Raw genomic sequence first — 17,188 nt, 5'->3', positions numbered from 1 at the left:
CATGTGACTGGTGGTAAGTAGCCATGTGACCAAAGAATTCGCAGGTCACCACCGTCCGCCCGGATACGGAACGGCTTCACCTCACCGAATCCATTGACGGGACCTTGCCGCCCCCGCAAGCATGGATCGCTCGGCATGCGCGGAATCCCTGGGACGGGGGGCCGCGGAAGGGCGGGAAGGAGCGCGTGGGCAGCGCGATGAAGGCCAACCAGTCGACCATCTCCGGCGGCGGGGCGGCGGGCTCGTCCGGCGGGACCGCGGGGCTCGGCCGGTCGGGGCTCGGCACCTCCGGGGGGCAGCGGCTTCCCACCTCACCGCGCGAGCGCAAGCCCGCGCTGGCGGCCCTCGCGGTGCTGCTGATCCTCGGCGGCGCCCTCGCCAGCGCCTACCTGGTGATGGCGAGCGGCGAGCGGGTGTCGGCGATCCGCGTCGCGCAGCCGGTCGCCGCCGGGCAGCCGATCCCGGCGAGCGCCCTGGAGGAGGTCCAGATCGGCGACACCGGGATCCAGTACCTCGCCTGGACGGAGCGGGCGAAGGTCACCCGGCACATCGCGGCCGTCCCGCTGGTGAAGGGCGCGCTGCTGACCAACGGCATGATCAGCCCGGCGACCGCCCCGGAGAGCGGGCGGGTGATCGTCGGGCTCGCGCTCAAGGCCGGCCAGCTGCCGTCCGGGGACGTCGTCCCGGGCAGCCGCGTCACCCTCTACGCGGTCGGCGGCGGGCAGAACGGCGGCCCGCGCGCCGGCACCGTCCTCGCCCAGGAGGCCGTCGTGGTCGGGATCGGCGGCCGCGACGACGGCGGCCCGACCCGGCTCCGCTCCGACCAGACCAGCGTGGACGTCGCCGTCCTCCCGGCGGACGCCCCGCAGGTGGCGCAGGCGGCCTCCGCCGGCGCGGTCGCGCTCGCGCTGCTGCCGCCCGGGACGAAGCCGGCCCCGGCCAAGAAGCCCGCCCGCCAGGACTCCGGCGGCACCGGGGGCGTCGATCCCGTCCCCGGCGGGACGCCGAACACCGGCGGCACGCCCGGCACGGGCGGCACCCGCCAGGGGACGGGCACGGGCCCAGGCACGGGCGGTAACTGACGGTGGCACTCATCGCGCTCGCGGCCGACAAGGGGGCGCCGGGCGTCACGACCGCGGCGGTCGCGCTCGGCGCCGTGTGGCCCCGGCCCGTGCTGGTCGCGGAGTGCGACCAGGCGGGCGGCGACCTCGTGTACCGGCTGCCCGCCGCCGCGTCGGACAGCGGCGACGGCGACGGCGGCATGCTGAACCCGTCCCGCGGGCTGCTCAGCCTCGCCGCGACGGCCCGCCGCGGCCTGCGCCCCGACCAGATCGCCGAGCACTGCCAGCGGCTCGTCGGCGGCCTCGACGTGCTCGTCGGGCTCACCAACGCCGAGCAGGCGCAGGCGATGACGTGGCTGTGGGGGCCGCTCGGCCGGGCGTTCGCCGGGCTCGCCCCGGTGGACGTGATCGCCGACTGCGGCCGGCTCGGCGCGGGCGGCCCGCTGCTCGACCTGCTGCGCGAGGCCGATCTCGTCGTCCTGCTCACCCGCGCCACCCTGGAGCAGGTCGCGCACCTGCGCGAGCGCGTCACCGCGCTCACCGAGGAGCTGCGCGGCGGCCCGCCGATCGGGGTGCTGGTCCTCGCCGACCCGCGCGACTTCCGCGGCTCGGTCGCCGAGGTCGACCGGATCATCGCGCGCAACCGCGTCCCGGCCCCCGACCCGGGGCAGGGCCCGCCGCCGCCCGGCGTGACCGTCCTCGGCGGTCTCGCGCTCGACCCGAAGGGCGCCGAGCTGCTGTCCGGGCGGTGGGGCGGCCGGCTGGACCGGTCGCTGCTCATCCGGTCGGCGCGCGAGGTCGCGGCCGACCTCACCGGCCGGATCACCGCCACCGGGCCGGCGCACGCCGCGCCGATGGCGCCGCCCCCGGAGGTGGCCGCGCACGTCCCGGCGGGCGTTCCGCAGGAGGGGAGGCGCTAGATGGACCACGGGCTCGTCAAACGCCTCCGCCAGGAGGTCGGCGACCGGCTGGCGCAGCAGCGCCGGCTGGACGCGGCGAACGGGCTGCAGCCGATGTCCGCCGAGGACGAGCGGCAGTTCGCCCGCGCGCTCATCGGCCAGGTGCTGGAGGAGTACGCGCGCGGCGAGATCACCTCCGGGCGGCGCCCGCCGAACGCCGAAGAGGAGGAGGCGCTCGCCGCCGGGGTGCACGCCGCGCTGTTCGGCGTCGGCCGGCTCCAGCCGCTCCTCGAGGACCCCGAGATCGAGAACATCGACATCAACGGCTGCGACCGGGTGTTCATCGGCTACGCCGACGGCCGCGAGGTGATGGCCGAGCCGGTCGCCGAGAGCGACGAGGAGCTCGTCGAGCTGATCCAGATCCTCGCCGCCTACAGCGGGCTGTCGTCGCGCCCGTTCGACACCGCGAACCCGCAGCTCGACCTGCGGCTGCCGGACGGCTCGCGGCTGTCGGCCGTGATGGACGTGACCGTCCGCCCCGCGCTGTCGATCCGCCGCGCCCGGCTCGGCAAGGTGTTCCTCGCCGACCTGGTCGGCAACGGCACGTTCACGCCGGAGATCGGGCAGTTCTTCCGCGCCGCCGTGCTCGCCCGCAAGAACATCATGATCGCGGGGGCGACGAACGCGGGGAAGACGACGCTGCTGCGCGCCGTCGCCAACGAGATCCCGCCGCACGAGCGGCTCATCACCGTCGAGCGCGCCCTCGAACTCGGCCTGGACGCCTTCCCCGAGCTGCACCCGAACTGCGTCGCGTTCGAGCAGCGCCTGCCGAACTCCGAGGGGCAGGGCGCGATCTCGATGGCGGAGCTGGTCCGCCGGTCGCTGCGGATGAACCCGTCCCGCGTGATCGTCGGCGAGGTGCTCGGCGACGAGATCGTCACGATGCTGAACGCGATGACGCAGGGCAACGACGGGTCGCTGTCCACGATCCACGCGAACTCCTCGGTCGAGGTGTTCAACCGCGTCGCGACGTACGCGATCCAGTCGGAGGAGCGGCTGCCGGTCGAGGCGACGCACATGCTGATCGCGGGCGCGATCGACTTCGTCGTGTTCATCGAGAAGCGCAACGACTACGCCTCCGGCGGGCGGCTGCGCCGCTACGTGGCCAGCATCCGGGAGGTCACGGGCGTGGACGGGCGGGTCCTGTCGTCGGAGGTGTTCGCGCTGGGCCCCGGCGGGTTCGCCGTGCCGTCCGCGCCGATCGCGTGCGCCGCCGAGCTGGCCGAGCACGGCTACGACCCCGCCGCCGGAGGTGCGTGGTGACGGGGTGCCTGGTGAGGGCCGGGGGTGAGCGCTGATGTACGCGCCGGACGTCCTCCTCGCCATCGTCGCGGGCGCCGTGGCCGGCGGCGGCCTCCTGCTGCTGGTCGTCGCGCTGCGCGGGCTGCCGCCGCGGCGCGGGCCCGCGCGCGGGCGCAGCCGCGAGGACCTCGTCCGCACCCTCACCACCCGCACGGCCGTCGCCGTCATCGTCGGCTTCCTCGTGCTGATCGTGACGCAGTGGCCGATCGCCGCCGCCGGCACCGGGGCGCTCGTCCTCGCCTGGGAGGGCCTCGCGGGCGGCGCCGCCGAGGAGCGCCGGGGCATGGCGCGGCTGGAGGGCCTCGCCGGCTGGACGGAGTCGCTGCGCGACACGATCGCCGGCGCGGTCGGCCTCGAACAGGCCATCCCCGCCTCGCAGCGCGCCGCCGCGCCCGCCCTCCAGCAGCCGCTGCGCGACCTCGTCGACCGGCTGCACACCCGCGTCCCGATGCCGGAGGCGCTGCGCCGGTTCGCCGACGACATCGACGACCCGTCCGCCGACCTGGTGATCGCCGCGCTGATCCTGAACGCCAAGCTGCGCGGCCCCGGCCTGCGCGACATGCTGAGCGCCCTCGCGGCGTCCGCCCGCGCCGAACTCGACATGCGGCGCCGCGTCGAGGCCGACCGGCGCGCCACCCGGCGCAGCGTCCGCATCGTCGTCGCCGTCTCCGTCGGGACGGCGCTCGCGCTCGCCGTGTTCAACCACTCCTACGTCGAGCCCTACGACGACTTCCTCGGGCAGCTCGTCCTGTGCATCGTCGTCGCGCTGTACGGGGCGGCGTTCCTGTGGCTGCGCCGGCTGGCGCGCTACGAGCTGCCGGGGCGGTTCCTCAGCGAGCCGCGCCGGACGGCCGAGCCGGGCGTGCCCGGCGAGGTGCCGAGCACGGTCGCCGGCTGGCAGGGCTCCGACGGCGGCCGGCAGGGCGCGCAGGAGCCGCCGCTGCGCGGCCGGCACACGATGGACGCCGGAGGGGGTGGCGCCGCGTGAACGGTGCGATGCTCGCGGGCGCCGTCGTCGGCCTCGGCCTGTACGTGCTGGTCCGGGCGCTGTTCCCGGCCCGTCCCGGCCTCGCCGCGCGGATGGCCGCGCTCGACGCCGCCCGCCGCCGCGACCTGGAGGAGCAGCGGCTCGGCCGGATGTCGCCGACGCTGGAGCGCGTCGGCGGGATGCGCGCCAAGATCGGCCGGGAGCTGGCGAAGCTCTGCGAGTCGCGCGGCTGGCGGCTCCGCTCGGTCCGCGCCGACCTGGCGATCACCGAGCGGTCGCTGGAGGCGTTCCTCGCCACCAAGTTCCTGCTCCCGGCGGGCGCGCTGCTGTTCATCCCGCTGATCCTCGCCTACTTCACGCTGCTCGGGCTCGGCTCGTCCGTCGCCGTCCCCGCGTGGATCTGCGTGCTGTTCGCCGTGCTGTTCTTCTTCTACCCCGACATGCAGCTCCGGCAGGAGGCGCAGGCCCGCCGGCAGGACTTCCGGCACGTCGTCGGCGCGTTCCTCGACCTCGTCTCGATGAACCTCGCGGGCGGTCGCGGCGTCCCCGAGGCGCTGATGACCGCGTCGAACGTCGGCGAGGGCTGGGCCATGCACCGCATCCGGGACGCCCTGTCCAACGCCCGCATCACCGGCCAGACGCCCTGGCAGGCGCTCGGCCGGCTCGGCGAGGAGCTCGACGTCGCCGAGCTGCGCGACCTCGCCGGGGCGCTCGCGCTCGTCTCCGACGACGGCGCGCAGATCCGCAAGTCGCTCGCCGCCCGCGCCGCGTCCATGCGCAGCCGGGAGCTGTCGGAGCTGGAGGGCAAGGCCGGCGAGCGCTCCCAGTCGATGCTCGTCGCGCAGCTGTTCCTGTGCGCCGGATTCCTGATCTTCCTCGCCTACCCGGCCCTGATGCGGGTGCTCGCGTCATGACCCGCCGCGCAGCAGCCCAGGGCCCGTGCCCGAACCCCGTGGAGGTGTCCGAATGGAACCGCTGAACCCCCTGGACCATCCGTCCGTCCTGTACCTGCGGGCCGTGCTCGGCGCGCGGGTGGCCCGGCTGCGCGCCGAGGAGGACCGCAGCCGCGGCGCGTCCGCGATCGAATGGGCGATCATCACCGCGATCCTCGCGCTGATCGCGATCACCATCGGCGCGGTGATCCAGAAGAAGATCCAGGACAAGGCCAACAGCATCAACACGGGCTGACCGCGATGCGGCCCCGGGACCGAGCGGCCTCCCTCCTGCGGTCCGACGCCGGCGTGTCGTCGATGGAGTGGGCGCTGCTCACGCCGATCCTCATCCTGGTGATGCTCGTCGTCGTGCAGTTCGCCATGGTCTTCCACGCCCGGCACGTCGCGCTCGCCGCGGCGCAGTCGGGCGCCCGCGTCGCGCGGACCTCCCCGGTCGGCGGCGGCTGGGAGGGCGCGGCGACCGCGAAGGCGGCCGGGTCGGTCCGCGAGATCGGCCCGGACCTGCTGAGCGGCCTCCAGGTGCGGGCGGGAGAGGAGAACGACGAGCGGTGGGTGGAGGTCAGCGGCGAGGCCGTCCAGGTCGTGCCGTTCATGACGTTCCACGTGTCGCAGCGCTCGCAGGGGCCGATCGAGTGCTTCCGGCCGGACGTCGGCTCCGGCACCGCCTGCCAGCGGGGAGCGGGGCCGTGACGGGCGGCGCCGCCGAGCGGGGCTCGATGTCGCTGGAGATGGTGCTGGTCACGCCCATCTTCATCGCGTTCCTGCTCTTCCTCGCCGGCGCGGGCCGGATGGTCGACGCCAAGAGCCAGGTGGACGGCGCCGCCCGGGACGCCGCCCGCGCCGCGTCCATCGCCCGCAGCGCCGGGTCCGCGCAGGACCTCGCCGCCGACACCGCCGCCGCCGGGATGCGCGGCACCGGCTGGTGCTCGGGCGGCCCCGTCGTCCGGACCGACGTGTCCGACTGGGGGCCCGGCGGGAGCGTCGGCGTGACCGTCACCTGCGACGTCGACCTCGGCGACCTCGCGTTCATCGGGCTGCCCGGCAGCAAGCGCCTGCAGGGCCACGCGATCGCGCCCGTCGACACCTTCACCAACCGCGGCACGGACGAGGGCGGCACCGACGACCCGGGAACCGCGCCATGAGGCCCGTCGAGCGCGGGGACGACCGCGGCACGATCGCGATGTACACGGTGCTGTTCACACCGGTCGTCCTGCTGCTGGCGGGGCTGCTGGTGGACGGCGGCCTCGCCATCCACGCCCGGCAGCGGGCCGCCGACATGGCCGAGCAGGCGGCGCGGGCGGGCGCCAACCAGATCGACGACGCCGCGCTGCGCGAGACCGGCGACCCCGTCCTCGACCCGGGCCGGGCCCGCGCGGCTGCGTGCGACCTGCTCGCCGCCTACCCGGACCGGGTGACCGCGTCGCGGTGCGACGCCGACGAGCAGGAGGTCGCGGTCTCCGTTCAGATCAGCGTGCGGCCGCAGCTCCTCGGGATCATCCCGGGCTTCGGCGAGTTCCAGATGACCGCCGGCGCCACCGCCCGGCCGGTCACCGGAGACGAGGGCCCGTGAGCGAACGCGACGACACATCTACGATGAGGGCGACCTCCGGCGGAACGGCAGGGACGCGATGGTGACGCGGCATGGTCGGCGGGCTCCCGTCCGGGTGAACGGGCGCCGCAGCGCGGGCGACGTTCTGGCCGGGATCGGCGCGGTCGTCGCGCTGGCCGCACTGCTCGTCGGGGTCCCGTTCGCGCTGTTCACGGCGTTCGGGTCGCCGCTGCCCGACCACCTGCCGACCGCGTCCGACCTCACCCAGAAGGTCGGGCCGGGCTCGCTGATCGCGATCCTGGTCGCGCTGGTGTGGCTCGCCTGGCTGCAGCTCGCGGCGTGCGTCGTCGTCGAGGTGTACGCGGGGGTGCGGGGCGTCGGCGTGCCCGCGCGGGTGCCGCTCGCGGGCGGCACGCAGTCGCTCGTGCACCGGCTCGTCGTGGCCGCGCTGCTGCTGTTCACCGCCACCACCACGATCATGCCGGCGTTCACGGCCGCCGGGCTCTCCCAGCGCCCGGCCGCGGCCGCCGAGGCGCCCGTGCAGGCGCAGCCGCAGGCGCAGGGGTTCCGCCAGGTGGCGGACGCCCCGGAGCATCCGGCCGCCGCCGCCGAGCGGGTCGCGGCCGACCTCGCCGCCGACCCGGTGGAGAAGTCCGCCACCACGAAGATCTACCGGGTGCAGCCGCCGGAGGGCCGGCACCACGAGAGCCTGTGGGAGATCGCCGAGAAGTGCCTCGGCGAGGGCCGCCGCTACAAGGAGATCTACGCCCTCAACAAGAACCACATCCAGCCGGACGGCACGCGGCTGACGATCGCGAGCCTGATCCGTCCGGGCTGGATCCTGGAGATGCCGGCGGACGCCAAGGGCGCGAAGGTCGTCCCGGTCAAGGACCTGAACGACTACTTCCGGTACGGGCACGCCGTCCCGGACGAGCCGGAGCAGCCCGCGCCCGAGCCCGCCCCGGCCCCGCCGAAGCAGCAGCAGCCCACCCAGCCCCCCGCGAGCCAGCCCCCCGCGAGCCAGCCCCCAGCGTCCCAGCCGCCCGCGTCCCAGCCTCCGGCCTCGCAGGCGCCTCCCGCGACGCAGACCCCGGCGCCCGAGAACACCCCCGCGCCGCAGCGGAGCCAGACGCCGGAGCAGCAGGCGCCGCGCGAGTCGGAGCCCGCGCACCCGCCCGCGCACGCCGAAGGCCCGTCCGGCGAGATGGGCGGCGAGGCCGGCAGCGGCGGCGCGGACGTCCCCGGCCAGGGCGGGCAGCAGCAGGAGGACACCGGCGCCGCGTTCGACCTCGGGTGGCCGCAGGGCCTCGCCGCCGCGTCGCTGATCGCCGCCGGGCTGCTCGGCGTGCTCGGCCGGCGCCGCCGCACCCAGCTGTGGAACCGCGCGTTCGGGAACATGGTCGTCCGGCCCGAGGGGGCGGCGGCCGAGGCGGAGCGGGCGCTGCGGATCGGCGCCGACGACGACGCGGCCACGCTCCTCGACCTCGGGCTGCGGCACATGTCGAAGTCGATGGCGGCGGGCGGCCGCGCGCTCCCCACCGTCTACGGCGTGCACATCGGGCGCGGCAGCCTCGACCTGTGGATCGCGCCCGCCGACCGCAACCCGCCCGCCCCCTGGCAGGCGTTCGACGACGGCCAGGTGTGGCGGCTGCGCGACGACGCGCTGCCCATGCTGGAGGCGTCCGACCTCGGCGACGTCCTCGCCCCCTACCCGGGCCTCGTGTCGATCGGCACCAACGCCAACGGCCGCATCCTCGTCGACCTGGAGGCCGCGCACGGGCTGATCGCGCTGCGCGGCGACGAGGACGCCCGCCGCGCCGCCCTGTCGGCGATCGCGCTGGAACTGGCCACCAACCGCTGGTCCGACCACATGCGGATCACGCTCGTCGGGTTCGGCGCCGAGCTGGGCGAGGGCCTCACCGAGATCGCCCCCGACCGCGTCCGCGCCGTCCCGACCCTGCACGACGCGCTGCCGGAGCTGGAGGGACGCAGCGAGGAGGTGCGGCAGGCGCTCGCCGCGTCCGGCGTCGACTCCGTGCTCACCGGACGCTGCCGCGGCGTGTTCGGCGAGGCGTGGATGCCGCACTACCTGATCATGGCGGACCGCCCCGACGAGCAGGAGGCCGACCGGCTCGTCGCGCTCGCCCGCACCGGCACCCGGATGGCCGCCGGCTACATCGTCCCCGGCGACGTGCAGGGCGCCACCTGGACCTGGGACGTCGACGCCGCCGGCCGCCTCCAGGCCGGCGTGCTCGGCTTCGACGTCGAGGCGCAGCTCGTCCGCGACGACGACTACCGCGGCGTGTTCGAGCTGTTCCGCACCGCCGGGCGGCTCGAATCCGTGCAGCTGCCCGGCCTGGCGGGCGGCGCCGAGCCGCCGACGGCGCAGCAGTCCTCGGTCGACATCCGGCTGCTCGGCCCCATCGAGGTCGACGCGCCGGGGCCGATGGACGAGAGCCGCCGCGAGCTCTGCACCGAGGTGCTGGTGTTCCTCGCCGCGCACCCGGAGGGCGTCCACCCGACGGTGCTGTCCGGCGCGGTGTGGCCGCGCGGCGCCAGCGCCGGCGTCCGCGACGCGACCGTGGCCCGCGTGTCGGACTGGCTCGGCCGGGACGCGCGGGGCCGCCCCAACCTGTACCACGACGAGCGCGGCCGGATCCGGCTCGGCTCGGAGGTGCGGGTCGACATCGCCGTGTTCCGCTGGCTGGTGTGGCGGTCGGCGGCCGAACCCGCGTCCGAGACCGCCTACATGGCGTACGCGCTGGACCTCGTCCGCGGCCCGCTGCTCGCCGACCGGCCCCGCGGCCGGTACGCGTGGCTGGCGAACCACGACCTGGAGTACGAGACGCCCGCGCGGATCATCGACGTCGCGCACCGGCTCGTCGTGCTGCGGCTGGAGGAGGGCGACCCGCGCGGCGCCGTGAGCGCCGCCCGCGCCGGGCTGCGGCTCGCGTCCGACGACGAGGGCCTGTGGCGCGACCTGCTCCGCGCGACCCACGCGACCGGTGACGTCGCGCAGGTCCGGGTGGTCGTGGACGAGCTGCGCTCCCGCATCGCCCGCGACCCCTACCTCGACCAGCTCCAGCCGGAGACGGAGGCCCTGGTGGAGGAGCTCGTCCCCGACTGGCACCGCGTCGGGTCGCGCTAGCGGTAGAGGCCGGTGCCGCCGAGCGAGTACCGGCCCGGCTGCGGGTGGACGCACAGCCCCACCGGACGGCCACCGACCCGCACCGTCCGCAGGACGCGGCCGGTGCGGGTGGACACGGCGTAGACGATCCCGGCGGGGTCGGCGAGCCACAGCCTCGTCCCGTCCGACGACACGCCGCCCGGTACAGGGGAGCCGCCGCCGGGCAGCGGCCACCGGGACACCACGCGCCGCGTGCGGAAGTCGACGGCGGTCAGCGTGCCGTCGCCCACCACGAACAGCCGCCGCGCGTCGCGGCTGACCGCGAGGCCGCGGGCGCCCGGCGCGGTCCGGACGAACCCCAGCAGGGCGAACCGCCTTGCGTCGACCAGCCACACCCCGCCTTGCGCCGCGTCCGCGACGAGGAACACGGTGCCGTCGGGCGACAGCCGCAGATCACCGGGCCGCGCCCCCTCCGGGAGCCGCAGCGTCCCCGCGACGCGCCGCCCCGCCAGATCGACAAGTGCCAGTTCACCGGCGGCCGTGCACGTCGCGACCAGGGAACGGCCGCGCAGGGAGAAGTCGGCGTGGCCCGCCGAGCACGGCATCGGCACCGACGCGCGCAACGCCATCGTGCGCGGGTCGCGCACGTCGATACGGCGGGGCCGGTGCGCCGGGACGAGGGCGTCCCGCCCGTCCGGCGTGAAGTACAGCCCGGCCGGACCGGGGACCCGCACCGGCCGCCCGCGCCGCCCGCCGTGCGGCCGGATCGGGACGAGCAGGCCGCGCCGCCGGTCGGCCGCCCACAGCCGCCGCAGATCCCACGACGGCACCACCCGCGACGCCGCCGCCCCCGTGCGGTACCGCCCGACGACCCGGGCCGCGGCGGGATCGACCACGTCGATGTACCGCCCGTTCGCGACGTAGATCCGCGGCGGCAGCCCGCGCGCGTTCGGCGCGATCATGCCGGGCCCGGTCGCGGCGTACACCCGGCCGCCCGCCGGCGCGAGCGCCACCCCGCCGGGATCGGCCGCGCCGCGCTTCCCGTCCGGCCGCACCCGCTGGTACGGCGCCGGCCCGCCCAGCCCCACCACGGGATCGTCCGCGGACGGCTCCGCGGGACGGTGGAACGGCACGGGCGACTCGCACCCGGCCAGCACCCCGGACGCCATCGTGAGGGCCGCGGCGAACGGCAGCGCGGCGGCCCGTGCTCGTGCCCGCATCACGGCCGGACCCTACCGACCGACGACGCTCAGTGTCCGCCCAACAGCAAAACGTATCTACCGACGCCTGTCCGTGAGTCGCGCGCCGGTCAGTCGCTGTTGCCTGTGGGGGACGACCCCCACACCCCCGAGGGGCTCCGACTGCCCGTCGCCTTCCGCTCCGCTGGCGCTCCGCTCCAGGCGCCGGTCAGTCGGAGGTACCGATCCCTATGCCGAACTCGCGGTAGACGCGTTCCCAGAAGCCGTCGCGGAGCCAGGTGCGGGCCTCCTGGTAGGGGCGGAGGGAGGAGCCCAGCTCCTTCTCGGCCTCGATCAGCAGTTCCTTGTCGATGACGGGCGGCAGGATGGGGCCGGGGAGCAGGTCGCGGATGTTGTCGCGGCCGCGCTCGAAGATCCACTTCTGGGCGACGTGCTCGCCTATCTCCAGCATGTGGTCGCGGTCGGGGCCGAGCTTGCCGTCGGTCTGGGCGGCGGTGGAGTTCAGCGAGGCGGCGACGGTGGCGGGGGTCGCGGCGCCCGGGACCGGGACGGTCGCGCGGACGGCGGCGGGGACCGGCTTCACCGACGGGGGCTTGCCCGCGAACACCTGGGACGGGGACGGGACGGGGTTCGCGCGCTGCGCGGCGGCCGCGGCGTCCCGGACGGCGGCGGCGCTGCCCGGGGCGGGCACCGGCAGCACCTTGGCCTTGGTGAAGTACGGGCGCAGGAACTCGGCGGGCAGCACCTCGACGGTGTCGGACTCCCACACCAGCCATTCGGCCTGGTTGGAGCCGTGCGTCGGCTCGACGCCCCACAGGTGCACGCGGACGCCGTAGCGTTGCGCGGCCTCCACGGCGGGCAGCATGTCCTCGTCGCCGGCCAGCAGCACCGCGTCGGTGATCGCGCGGTGCCGGGCCAGGGCCTCCAGGTCGGCGCGCAGCTGCGCGTCCACGCCCTTCTGCTGGCCCTGCGCGTTCAGATTGCCGAGCCGCAGCTTCACCAGCGGCAGGTTGGCGATCACGCGCTGGTCGACCGTCGGCTGCTTCTTCGGCGCGGCGTCGAACCAGTACACCCGCAGCAGCTCGCCGCGCCGCTGCCCGTCGGCGTGGTCGGTCAGCGCCTTGATCAGTTTCTCGGCGGCGACCCGGTACTCGCGCCGGGATCCGCAGCCGAGCAGCAGCGCACCGGAGGCCGCGTAAAGGTATCCCGCGTCGACGAAGATGGCGTATCGCGCGGGCTGGGCAACGTACTCCGAGGTGGCCATGGCCTTCCACCTTATTCGTGCGGAGGCCCCCACTGGGTGCGAACCACGGTTACATCTCGCTACGGGCGGTCCGCGGGGAGTCGGCGCGCGGCCCGCCGCGGGCGGGCCGCGCCGCGGCTCATCGGGCAGGTCAGCGCGGTAGGGCGCTCGCCCGCCAGGCACCCGGGCCGCGCGGCCCGAGGTCGCCCGCGAACGTGTTGCGGACGAGCCGTGACCGGTCCGCCCACCGGGACGGGCGGGCCGGGCCGCCGCCGTCCCGCGCCGCCGCCGCGGCCTGCGCGCGGGCGGTCAGCACGGCGACGAGCGCGGCGATCTCCTCCGGCCCCGGGTCGCCCCGGACGATCTGCAGGAACGGCTTCTGCTCGGAGCTCACGAAAACCGGCCTTCCAGGAGAGTCCGGGTCACAGCGGGATGTTCCCGTGCTTCTTCGGCGGCAGCGTCTTGCGCTTCTCGCGCAGCGACCGCAGCGCCCGCACGACCTGCCCGCGCGTCTCCGACGGCTTGATCACGTTGTCGACGTAGCCGCGCTCGGCCGCGATGTAGGGGTTGGCGAGCGTGTCCTCGTACTCGGTGATCAGCTCGGCGCGGCGGGCGTCCGGGTCGTCCGCGGCGGCCAGCTCGCGCCGGTACAGGATGTTGACCGCGCCCTGCGCGCCCATCACCGCGATCTGCGCGGTCGGCCACGCCAGGTTGATGTCGGCGCCGAGGTGCTTGGACCCCATGACGTCGTAGGCGCCGCCGTACGCCTTCCGCGTGATGATCGTGACGAGCGGGACGGTGGCCTCGGCGTAGGCGAACAGCAGCTTCGCGCCGCGCCGGATGATGCCGTTCCACTCCTGGTCGGTGCCGGGCAGGAAGCCGGGGACGTCCACGAAGGTCAGCACCGGGATGTTGAAGGCGTCGCAGGTCCGGACGAACCGGGCGGCCTTCTCGGACGCGTCGATGTCGAGCGTCCCGGCGAACTGCATCGGCTGGTTCGCGACGATGCCGACCGAGTGGCCCTCGACGCGGCCGAACCCGACGATGATGTTGGGCGCGAACTGCTCCTGGACCTCCAGGAACTCGCCGTCGTCCAGCACCCGCTCGATCGCGGTGTGCATGTCGTAGGGCTGGTTCGGCGAGTCGGGGATGAGGGTGTCGAGCTCCTCGTCCAGCTCGGTCACGTCCACCGGCACGTCGAACGCGGGCGCGTCGGACAGGTTGTTGGACGGCAGGTACGACAGCAGCGCCTTGACGTACTCGATCGCGTCGTCCTCGTCCGACCCCTGGTAGTGGGCGACGCCGGACTTGGAGTTGTGCGAGTGCGCCCCGCCCAGCTCCTCCATCGTGACCTCTTCACCGGTGACCGTCTTGATCACGTCGGGGCCGGTGATGAACATGTGGGACGTCTGGTCGACCATGACGATGAAGTCGGTGATCGCCGGGGAGTACACCGCGCCGCCCGCGCACGGGCCCATGACCAGCGAGATCTGCGGGATGACGCCGGAGGCGTGCACGTTCCGCTTGAAGATCTCCGCGTACAGGCCGAGCGCGACCACGCCCTCCTGGATCCGCGCGCCGCCGGAGTCGTTGATCCCGATCACCGGGCAGCCGGTCTTGATCGCGTGGTCCATGACCTTGCAGATCTTCTCGCCGAAGACCTCGCCCAGCGATCCGCCGGAGACGGTGAAGTCCTGGCTGAACACCGCGACCGGGCGCCCGTCCACCGTGCCGTAGCCGGTGACGACGCCGTCGCCGTAGGGCCGGTTCTTCTCCATCCCGAAGTTGGTGGAGCGGTGCCGCGCCATCTCGTCGAACTCCACGAACGAACCGGGGTCGAGCAGCGCGTCGATCCGCTCCCGGGCCGTCATCTTGCCCTTGGCGTGCTGCTTCTCCACGGCGCGCGCGGATCCGGCGTTCACCGCCTCGTAGCGCCGCCGCTCCAGGTCCGCGATCTTCCCCGCCGTGGTGTGGAGGTCGTAGTCCACGGGGGGCTCAGGGGCTTCCGTCGCCATGCCGGTCAGGGTAACCGGCGACTGATGCGGCTCTTGCGGCCGGGTGCCGGTGACCGGGACGAACCCCGCCCCGGCCTCGCTCGTTAGGCTTGGTCGGGTGGCTACGAAGACACGTGACCGAGCGCAGCGAGGGCACCAATGAGCAGAGCACACCAGGTGTCAGGGGGCCGACGAAGGAGGCCCCGTGACACTTTTCGGCAGGACATGCCCGAGCCGCTGCGCCGCGACGTCCGGCTGCTGGGCGCGATGCTCGGCGACGGGCTCGTGGAGTACGGCGGGAAAGAGCTGCTGGACGACGTCGAACGGCTCCGCCACGCCGTGATCGCGGCGCGCCGCGGCGAGACCGGCATCGACGAGGTCGCCGCGCTCGTCGACGGCTGGACGCTGGAGCGCGCCGGGCTGGTGGCCCGCGCCTTCACCGTGTACTTCCACCTGACGAACCTCGCCGAGGAGCACCACCGCATCCGGACGCTGCGGGAGCGCGACACCGGCGACACCGTGCCGGGGTCGGTGGCCGCCGCGATCGAGGAGATCCGCGCCTCCGGCGACGGCCGGCCGGCGGAGATCGTCGAGGGCCTGGAGTTCCGGCCCGTCTTCACCGCGCACCCGACCGAGGCGCGCCGCCGCGCCGTGGTCACCGCGATCCAGCGGATCAGCGACCTGCTGACCCGGCTGAACGAGGCGCCCGGCGCGTCGGAGCGGGAGGAGACCGAGCGCAGCCTCCGCGAGGAGATCGACCTGCTGTGGCGGACGGCGCTGCGCCGGCACACCCAGCTCGACCCGCTGGACGAGGTGCGCACCGCGATGGCCGCGTTCGACGAGACGATCTTCCGGGTCGTCCCGCACATCTACCGGGCGCTGGACCGCGCGCTCGACGGCGCGGAGACCGGCACCCGGCCCCCGAAGGCGCACCCGTACCTGCGGTTCGGCAGCTGGATCGGCGGCGACCGCGACGGCAACCCCTACGTCACCGCGCAGGTCACCCGGGACGCCGTGATGATCCAGGCCGAGCACGTCCTGCACGCGCTGGAGAACGCGACCGCCCGGATCGGCCGGGAGCTGACCGTCCACGAGACGACCACGCCCGCCTCGCCCGGCCTGCTGGACGCCCTCGCCGCCGCCCGCACCGCGCAGCCGGGCCTGATCGCGGAGATCGCCAAGCGCTCCCCGGGCGAGCCGCACCGCCAGCTCCTGCTGCACGCCGCCGCCCGCATCGCCGCGACGCGGGAGCGCAACGCCGACCTGGCCTACGCGTCCCCGGAGGAGCTGCTCGCCGACCTGCGCGCCGTCCAGGACTCCCTCGCCGCCGCGGGCGCCGTCCGGCAGGCGTACGGGCGCGTCCAGCAGCTGATCTGGCAGGTCGAGACGTTCGGCTTCCACCTCGCCGAGCTGGAGATCCGCCAGCACTCCGAGCTGCACGAGCGGGCCCTCGCCGAGCTCGACGGCGAGCGCTCGGAGATGACCGAGGAGATCCTGGAGACTCTCCGGGTCGTCGCCTGGATCCAGCGGCGCTTCGGCGTCCGCGCCTGCCACCGCTACATCGTCTCGTTCACCCGCTCCGCCCAGGACATCGCGAACGTGCACGCCCTTGCCGAGTCCCTCGGCGAGGGGGCGCCGGTGCTGGACGTCATCCCGCTGTTCGAGACCGGCGAGGACCTGGAGCACGCCCCGGCCGTCCTGGACGGGATGCTGGAGATCCCCGCCGTGCGGCGCCGCCTGGACGACACCGGCCGCCGCCTGGAGGTCATGCTCGGCTACAGCGACTCCGCCAAGCAGCTCGGCCCGACCAGCGCGACCCTCCGCCTGTACGACACGCAGGAGGCCCTCGCGGCGTGGGCGGCCCGCCACGACATCAAGCTCACGCTGTTCCACGGACGTGGCGGCTCCCTCGGCCGCGGCGGCGGCCCCGCGAACCGCGCGATCCTCGCGCAGGCGCCCGGCTCGGTCGCGGGCCGGTTCAAGGTCACCGAGCAGGGCGAGGTCATCTTCGCCCGCTACGGGCACCGCGAGATCGCGCGCCGCCACGTCGAGCAGGTGACCAGCGCGGTCCTCCTCGCCTCGACCGATCCCGTGCAGGACCGCGCCCGCGAGGCCGCCGCCCGGTTCCGCCCGCTCGCCGACAAGATCAGCGACGCGGCGCGGTCGGCGTTCCGCGCCCTCATCGAGACCCCGGACTTCGCCGTCTGGTTCGCCCGGGTGAGCCCCCTCGAAGAGATCTCCGAGCTGCGCATCGGCTCCCGTCCCGCCCGCCGCAAGGCCGCCCGCGGCCTGGAGGACCTGCGCGCCATCCCCTGGGTGTTCGCCTGGACGCAGACCCGCGTCAACCTGCCCGGCTGGTACGGCCTCGGCAGCGGCCTCGCCGCCGTCTCCGACGACGGCCGCGACCTCGCCGAGCTCCGCGAGGCGTACGAGGCGTGGCCGCTGTTCAACACCCTCCTCGACAACGCCGAGATGAGCCTCGCCAAGTCCGACCGGGCGATCGCCGAGCGCTACCTGGCCCTGGGCGAGCGGCCCGAACTCTCCGAGACCGTCCTGGCCGAGTACGACCGCACCCGGCGCCTGGTGCTCGCGGTGACCGGCCACGAGCGCCTCCTGGAGAACCGCCGCGTCCTGTCCCGCGCCGTCGAGCTGCGCAACCCGTACGTGGACGCCCTCTCCCACCTGCAACTGCGGGCCCTGAAGGCCCTCCGCGCGGGCGTGGAGAACGACGACGAGCGCGCCCACCTGGAAGAAGTGCTCCTCCTGTCGGTCAACGGCGTCGCCGCGGGCCTCCAGAACACCGGCTGACCGGG

The 17,188-nt window shown here is 74.9% G+C and carries 15 protein-coding genes; 11 read left to right on the top strand and 4 right to left on the bottom strand.

What is annotated here, in order from left to right:
* The first annotated feature begins 185 nt into the window (after window positions 1-185).
* From AB0K34_RS22905 to AB0K34_RS22860, 10 genes are read left to right on the top strand one after another with little or no spacing between them, the layout of a single operon-like run.
* On the top strand, window positions 186-1,082 hold the full coding sequence (locus tag AB0K34_RS22905; protein ID WP_301175172.1) for a hypothetical protein: 897 nt from the start codon (window positions 186-188) through the stop codon (window positions 1,080-1,082).
* 2 nt (window positions 1,083-1,084) lie between these two features.
* On the top strand, window positions 1,085-1,981 hold the full coding sequence (locus tag AB0K34_RS22900; RefSeq protein WP_364550702.1) for a hypothetical protein: 897 nt from the start codon (window positions 1,085-1,087) through the stop codon (window positions 1,979-1,981).
* A complete protein-coding gene (locus tag AB0K34_RS22895) occupies window positions 1,982-3,283 on the top strand; it encodes an ATPase, T2SS/T4P/T4SS family (protein ID WP_364550700.1) in 1,302 nt (433 codons plus the stop codon). It begins immediately after the preceding gene.
* A gap of 34 nt (window positions 3,284-3,317) precedes the next feature.
* Window positions 3,318-4,310, top strand: a complete 993-nt coding sequence (locus AB0K34_RS22890) for a type II secretion system F family protein (RefSeq protein ID WP_364550698.1) — start codon at window positions 3,318-3,320, stop codon at window positions 4,308-4,310.
* Window positions 4,307-5,224, top strand: a complete 918-nt coding sequence (locus AB0K34_RS22885; RefSeq protein WP_364550696.1) for a type II secretion system F family protein — start codon at window positions 4,307-4,309, stop codon at window positions 5,222-5,224. Before AB0K34_RS22890 ends, AB0K34_RS22885 begins: the two co-directional genes overlap by 4 nt.
* 52 nt (window positions 5,225-5,276) lie before the next feature.
* A complete protein-coding gene (locus tag AB0K34_RS22880; protein ID WP_301175177.1) occupies window positions 5,277-5,498 on the top strand; it encodes a hypothetical protein in 222 nt (73 codons plus the stop codon).
* A 5-nt stretch (window positions 5,499-5,503) separates the two neighbouring features.
* The gene (locus AB0K34_RS22875; protein ID WP_301175178.1) at window positions 5,504-5,953 is read left to right on the top strand and encodes a TadE family protein; all 450 of its coding nucleotides are present in this window, start codon (window positions 5,504-5,506) and stop codon (window positions 5,951-5,953) included.
* Window positions 5,950-6,405, top strand: coding sequence for a TadE family protein (locus tag AB0K34_RS22870; protein ID WP_364550693.1), 456 nt, complete (start codon window positions 5,950-5,952; stop codon window positions 6,403-6,405). Before AB0K34_RS22875 ends, AB0K34_RS22870 begins: the two co-directional genes overlap by 4 nt.
* Window positions 6,402-6,833, top strand: a complete 432-nt coding sequence (locus tag AB0K34_RS22865; RefSeq protein ID WP_364550691.1) for a pilus assembly protein TadG-related protein — start codon at window positions 6,402-6,404, stop codon at window positions 6,831-6,833. Before AB0K34_RS22870 ends, AB0K34_RS22865 begins: the two co-directional genes overlap by 4 nt.
* A gap of 58 nt (window positions 6,834-6,891) precedes the next feature.
* Window positions 6,892-9,960, top strand: a complete 3,069-nt coding sequence (locus AB0K34_RS22860) for a hypothetical protein (protein WP_364550689.1) — start codon at window positions 6,892-6,894, stop codon at window positions 9,958-9,960.
* Here the strand turns inward: AB0K34_RS22860 and AB0K34_RS22855 are convergent.
* The 4 genes from AB0K34_RS22855 to AB0K34_RS22840 form a co-directional block, all read right to left on the bottom strand.
* Window positions 9,957-11,162 (bottom strand): YncE family protein, encoded by a 1,206-nt coding sequence (locus AB0K34_RS22855; RefSeq protein ID WP_364550687.1) that lies wholly within the window; start codon window positions 11,160-11,162, stop codon window positions 9,957-9,959. The genes AB0K34_RS22860 and AB0K34_RS22855 overlap by 4 nt on opposite strands.
* A 184-nt stretch (window positions 11,163-11,346) precedes the next feature.
* Window positions 11,347-12,402, bottom strand: coding sequence for an NYN domain-containing protein (locus tag AB0K34_RS22850; RefSeq protein ID WP_301175183.1), 1,056 nt, complete (start codon window positions 12,400-12,402; stop codon window positions 11,347-11,349).
* Between the two features lie 130 nt (window positions 12,403-12,532).
* Window positions 12,533-12,775, bottom strand: a complete 243-nt coding sequence (locus AB0K34_RS22845; protein WP_138641635.1) for an acyl-CoA carboxylase subunit epsilon — start codon at window positions 12,773-12,775, stop codon at window positions 12,533-12,535.
* A 28-nt stretch (window positions 12,776-12,803) separates the two neighbouring features.
* Window positions 12,804-14,396: an acyl-CoA carboxylase subunit beta gene (locus AB0K34_RS22840; protein WP_138641634.1), complete on the bottom strand. Its 1,593-nt coding sequence runs from the start codon at window positions 14,394-14,396 to the stop codon at window positions 12,804-12,806.
* A gap of 204 nt (window positions 14,397-14,600) precedes the next feature.
* Here AB0K34_RS22840 and AB0K34_RS22835 point away from each other — a divergent pair, with 204 nt between their 5' ends.
* Window positions 14,601-17,183 carry a phosphoenolpyruvate carboxylase gene (locus AB0K34_RS22835; protein WP_364550685.1) on the top strand — a complete coding sequence of 861 codons (2,583 nt, stop codon included), beginning with the start codon at window positions 14,601-14,603 and terminating at the stop codon, window positions 17,181-17,183.
* The last annotated feature ends 5 nt before the right edge of the window (window positions 17,184-17,188 follow it).

The sequence above is a fragment of the Actinomadura sp. NPDC049382 genome (assembly GCF_040677125.1).
Classification (GTDB): Bacteria; Actinomycetota; Actinomycetes; order Streptosporangiales; family Streptosporangiaceae; genus Spirillospora; species Spirillospora geliboluensis.
This window is presented reverse-complemented; position numbering and strand designations above follow the sequence as displayed.

Bases quoted from the DNA above. Each gene is read 5' to 3' on its own strand.
- AB0K34_RS22880 (WP_301175177.1), top strand. From the start codon at position 5,277: ATGGAACCGCTGAACCCCCTGGACCATCCGTCCGTCCTGTACCTGCGG.
- AB0K34_RS22875 (WP_301175178.1), top strand. From the start codon at position 5,504: ATGCGGCCCCGGGACCGAGCGGCCTCCCTCCTGCGGTCCGACGCCGGC.
- AB0K34_RS22865 (WP_364550691.1), top strand. From the start codon at position 6,402: ATGAGGCCCGTCGAGCGCGGGGACGACCGCGGCACGATCGCGATGTAC.
- AB0K34_RS22895 (WP_364550700.1), top strand. From the start codon at position 1,982: ATGGACCACGGGCTCGTCAAACGCCTCCGCCAGGAGGTCGGCGACCGG.
- AB0K34_RS22890 (WP_364550698.1), top strand. From the start codon at position 3,318: ATGTACGCGCCGGACGTCCTCCTCGCCATCGTCGCGGGCGCCGTGGCC.
- AB0K34_RS22840 (WP_138641634.1), bottom strand. From the start codon at position 14,396: ATGGCGACGGAAGCCCCTGAGCCCCCCGTGGACTACGACCTCCACACC.
- AB0K34_RS22850 (WP_301175183.1), bottom strand. From the start codon at position 12,402: ATGGCCACCTCGGAGTACGTTGCCCAGCCCGCGCGATACGCCATCTTC.
- AB0K34_RS22860 (WP_364550689.1), top strand. From the start codon at position 6,892: ATGGTGACGCGGCATGGTCGGCGGGCTCCCGTCCGGGTGAACGGGCGC.
- AB0K34_RS22835 (WP_364550685.1), top strand. From the start codon at position 14,601: ATGCCCGAGCCGCTGCGCCGCGACGTCCGGCTGCTGGGCGCGATGCTC.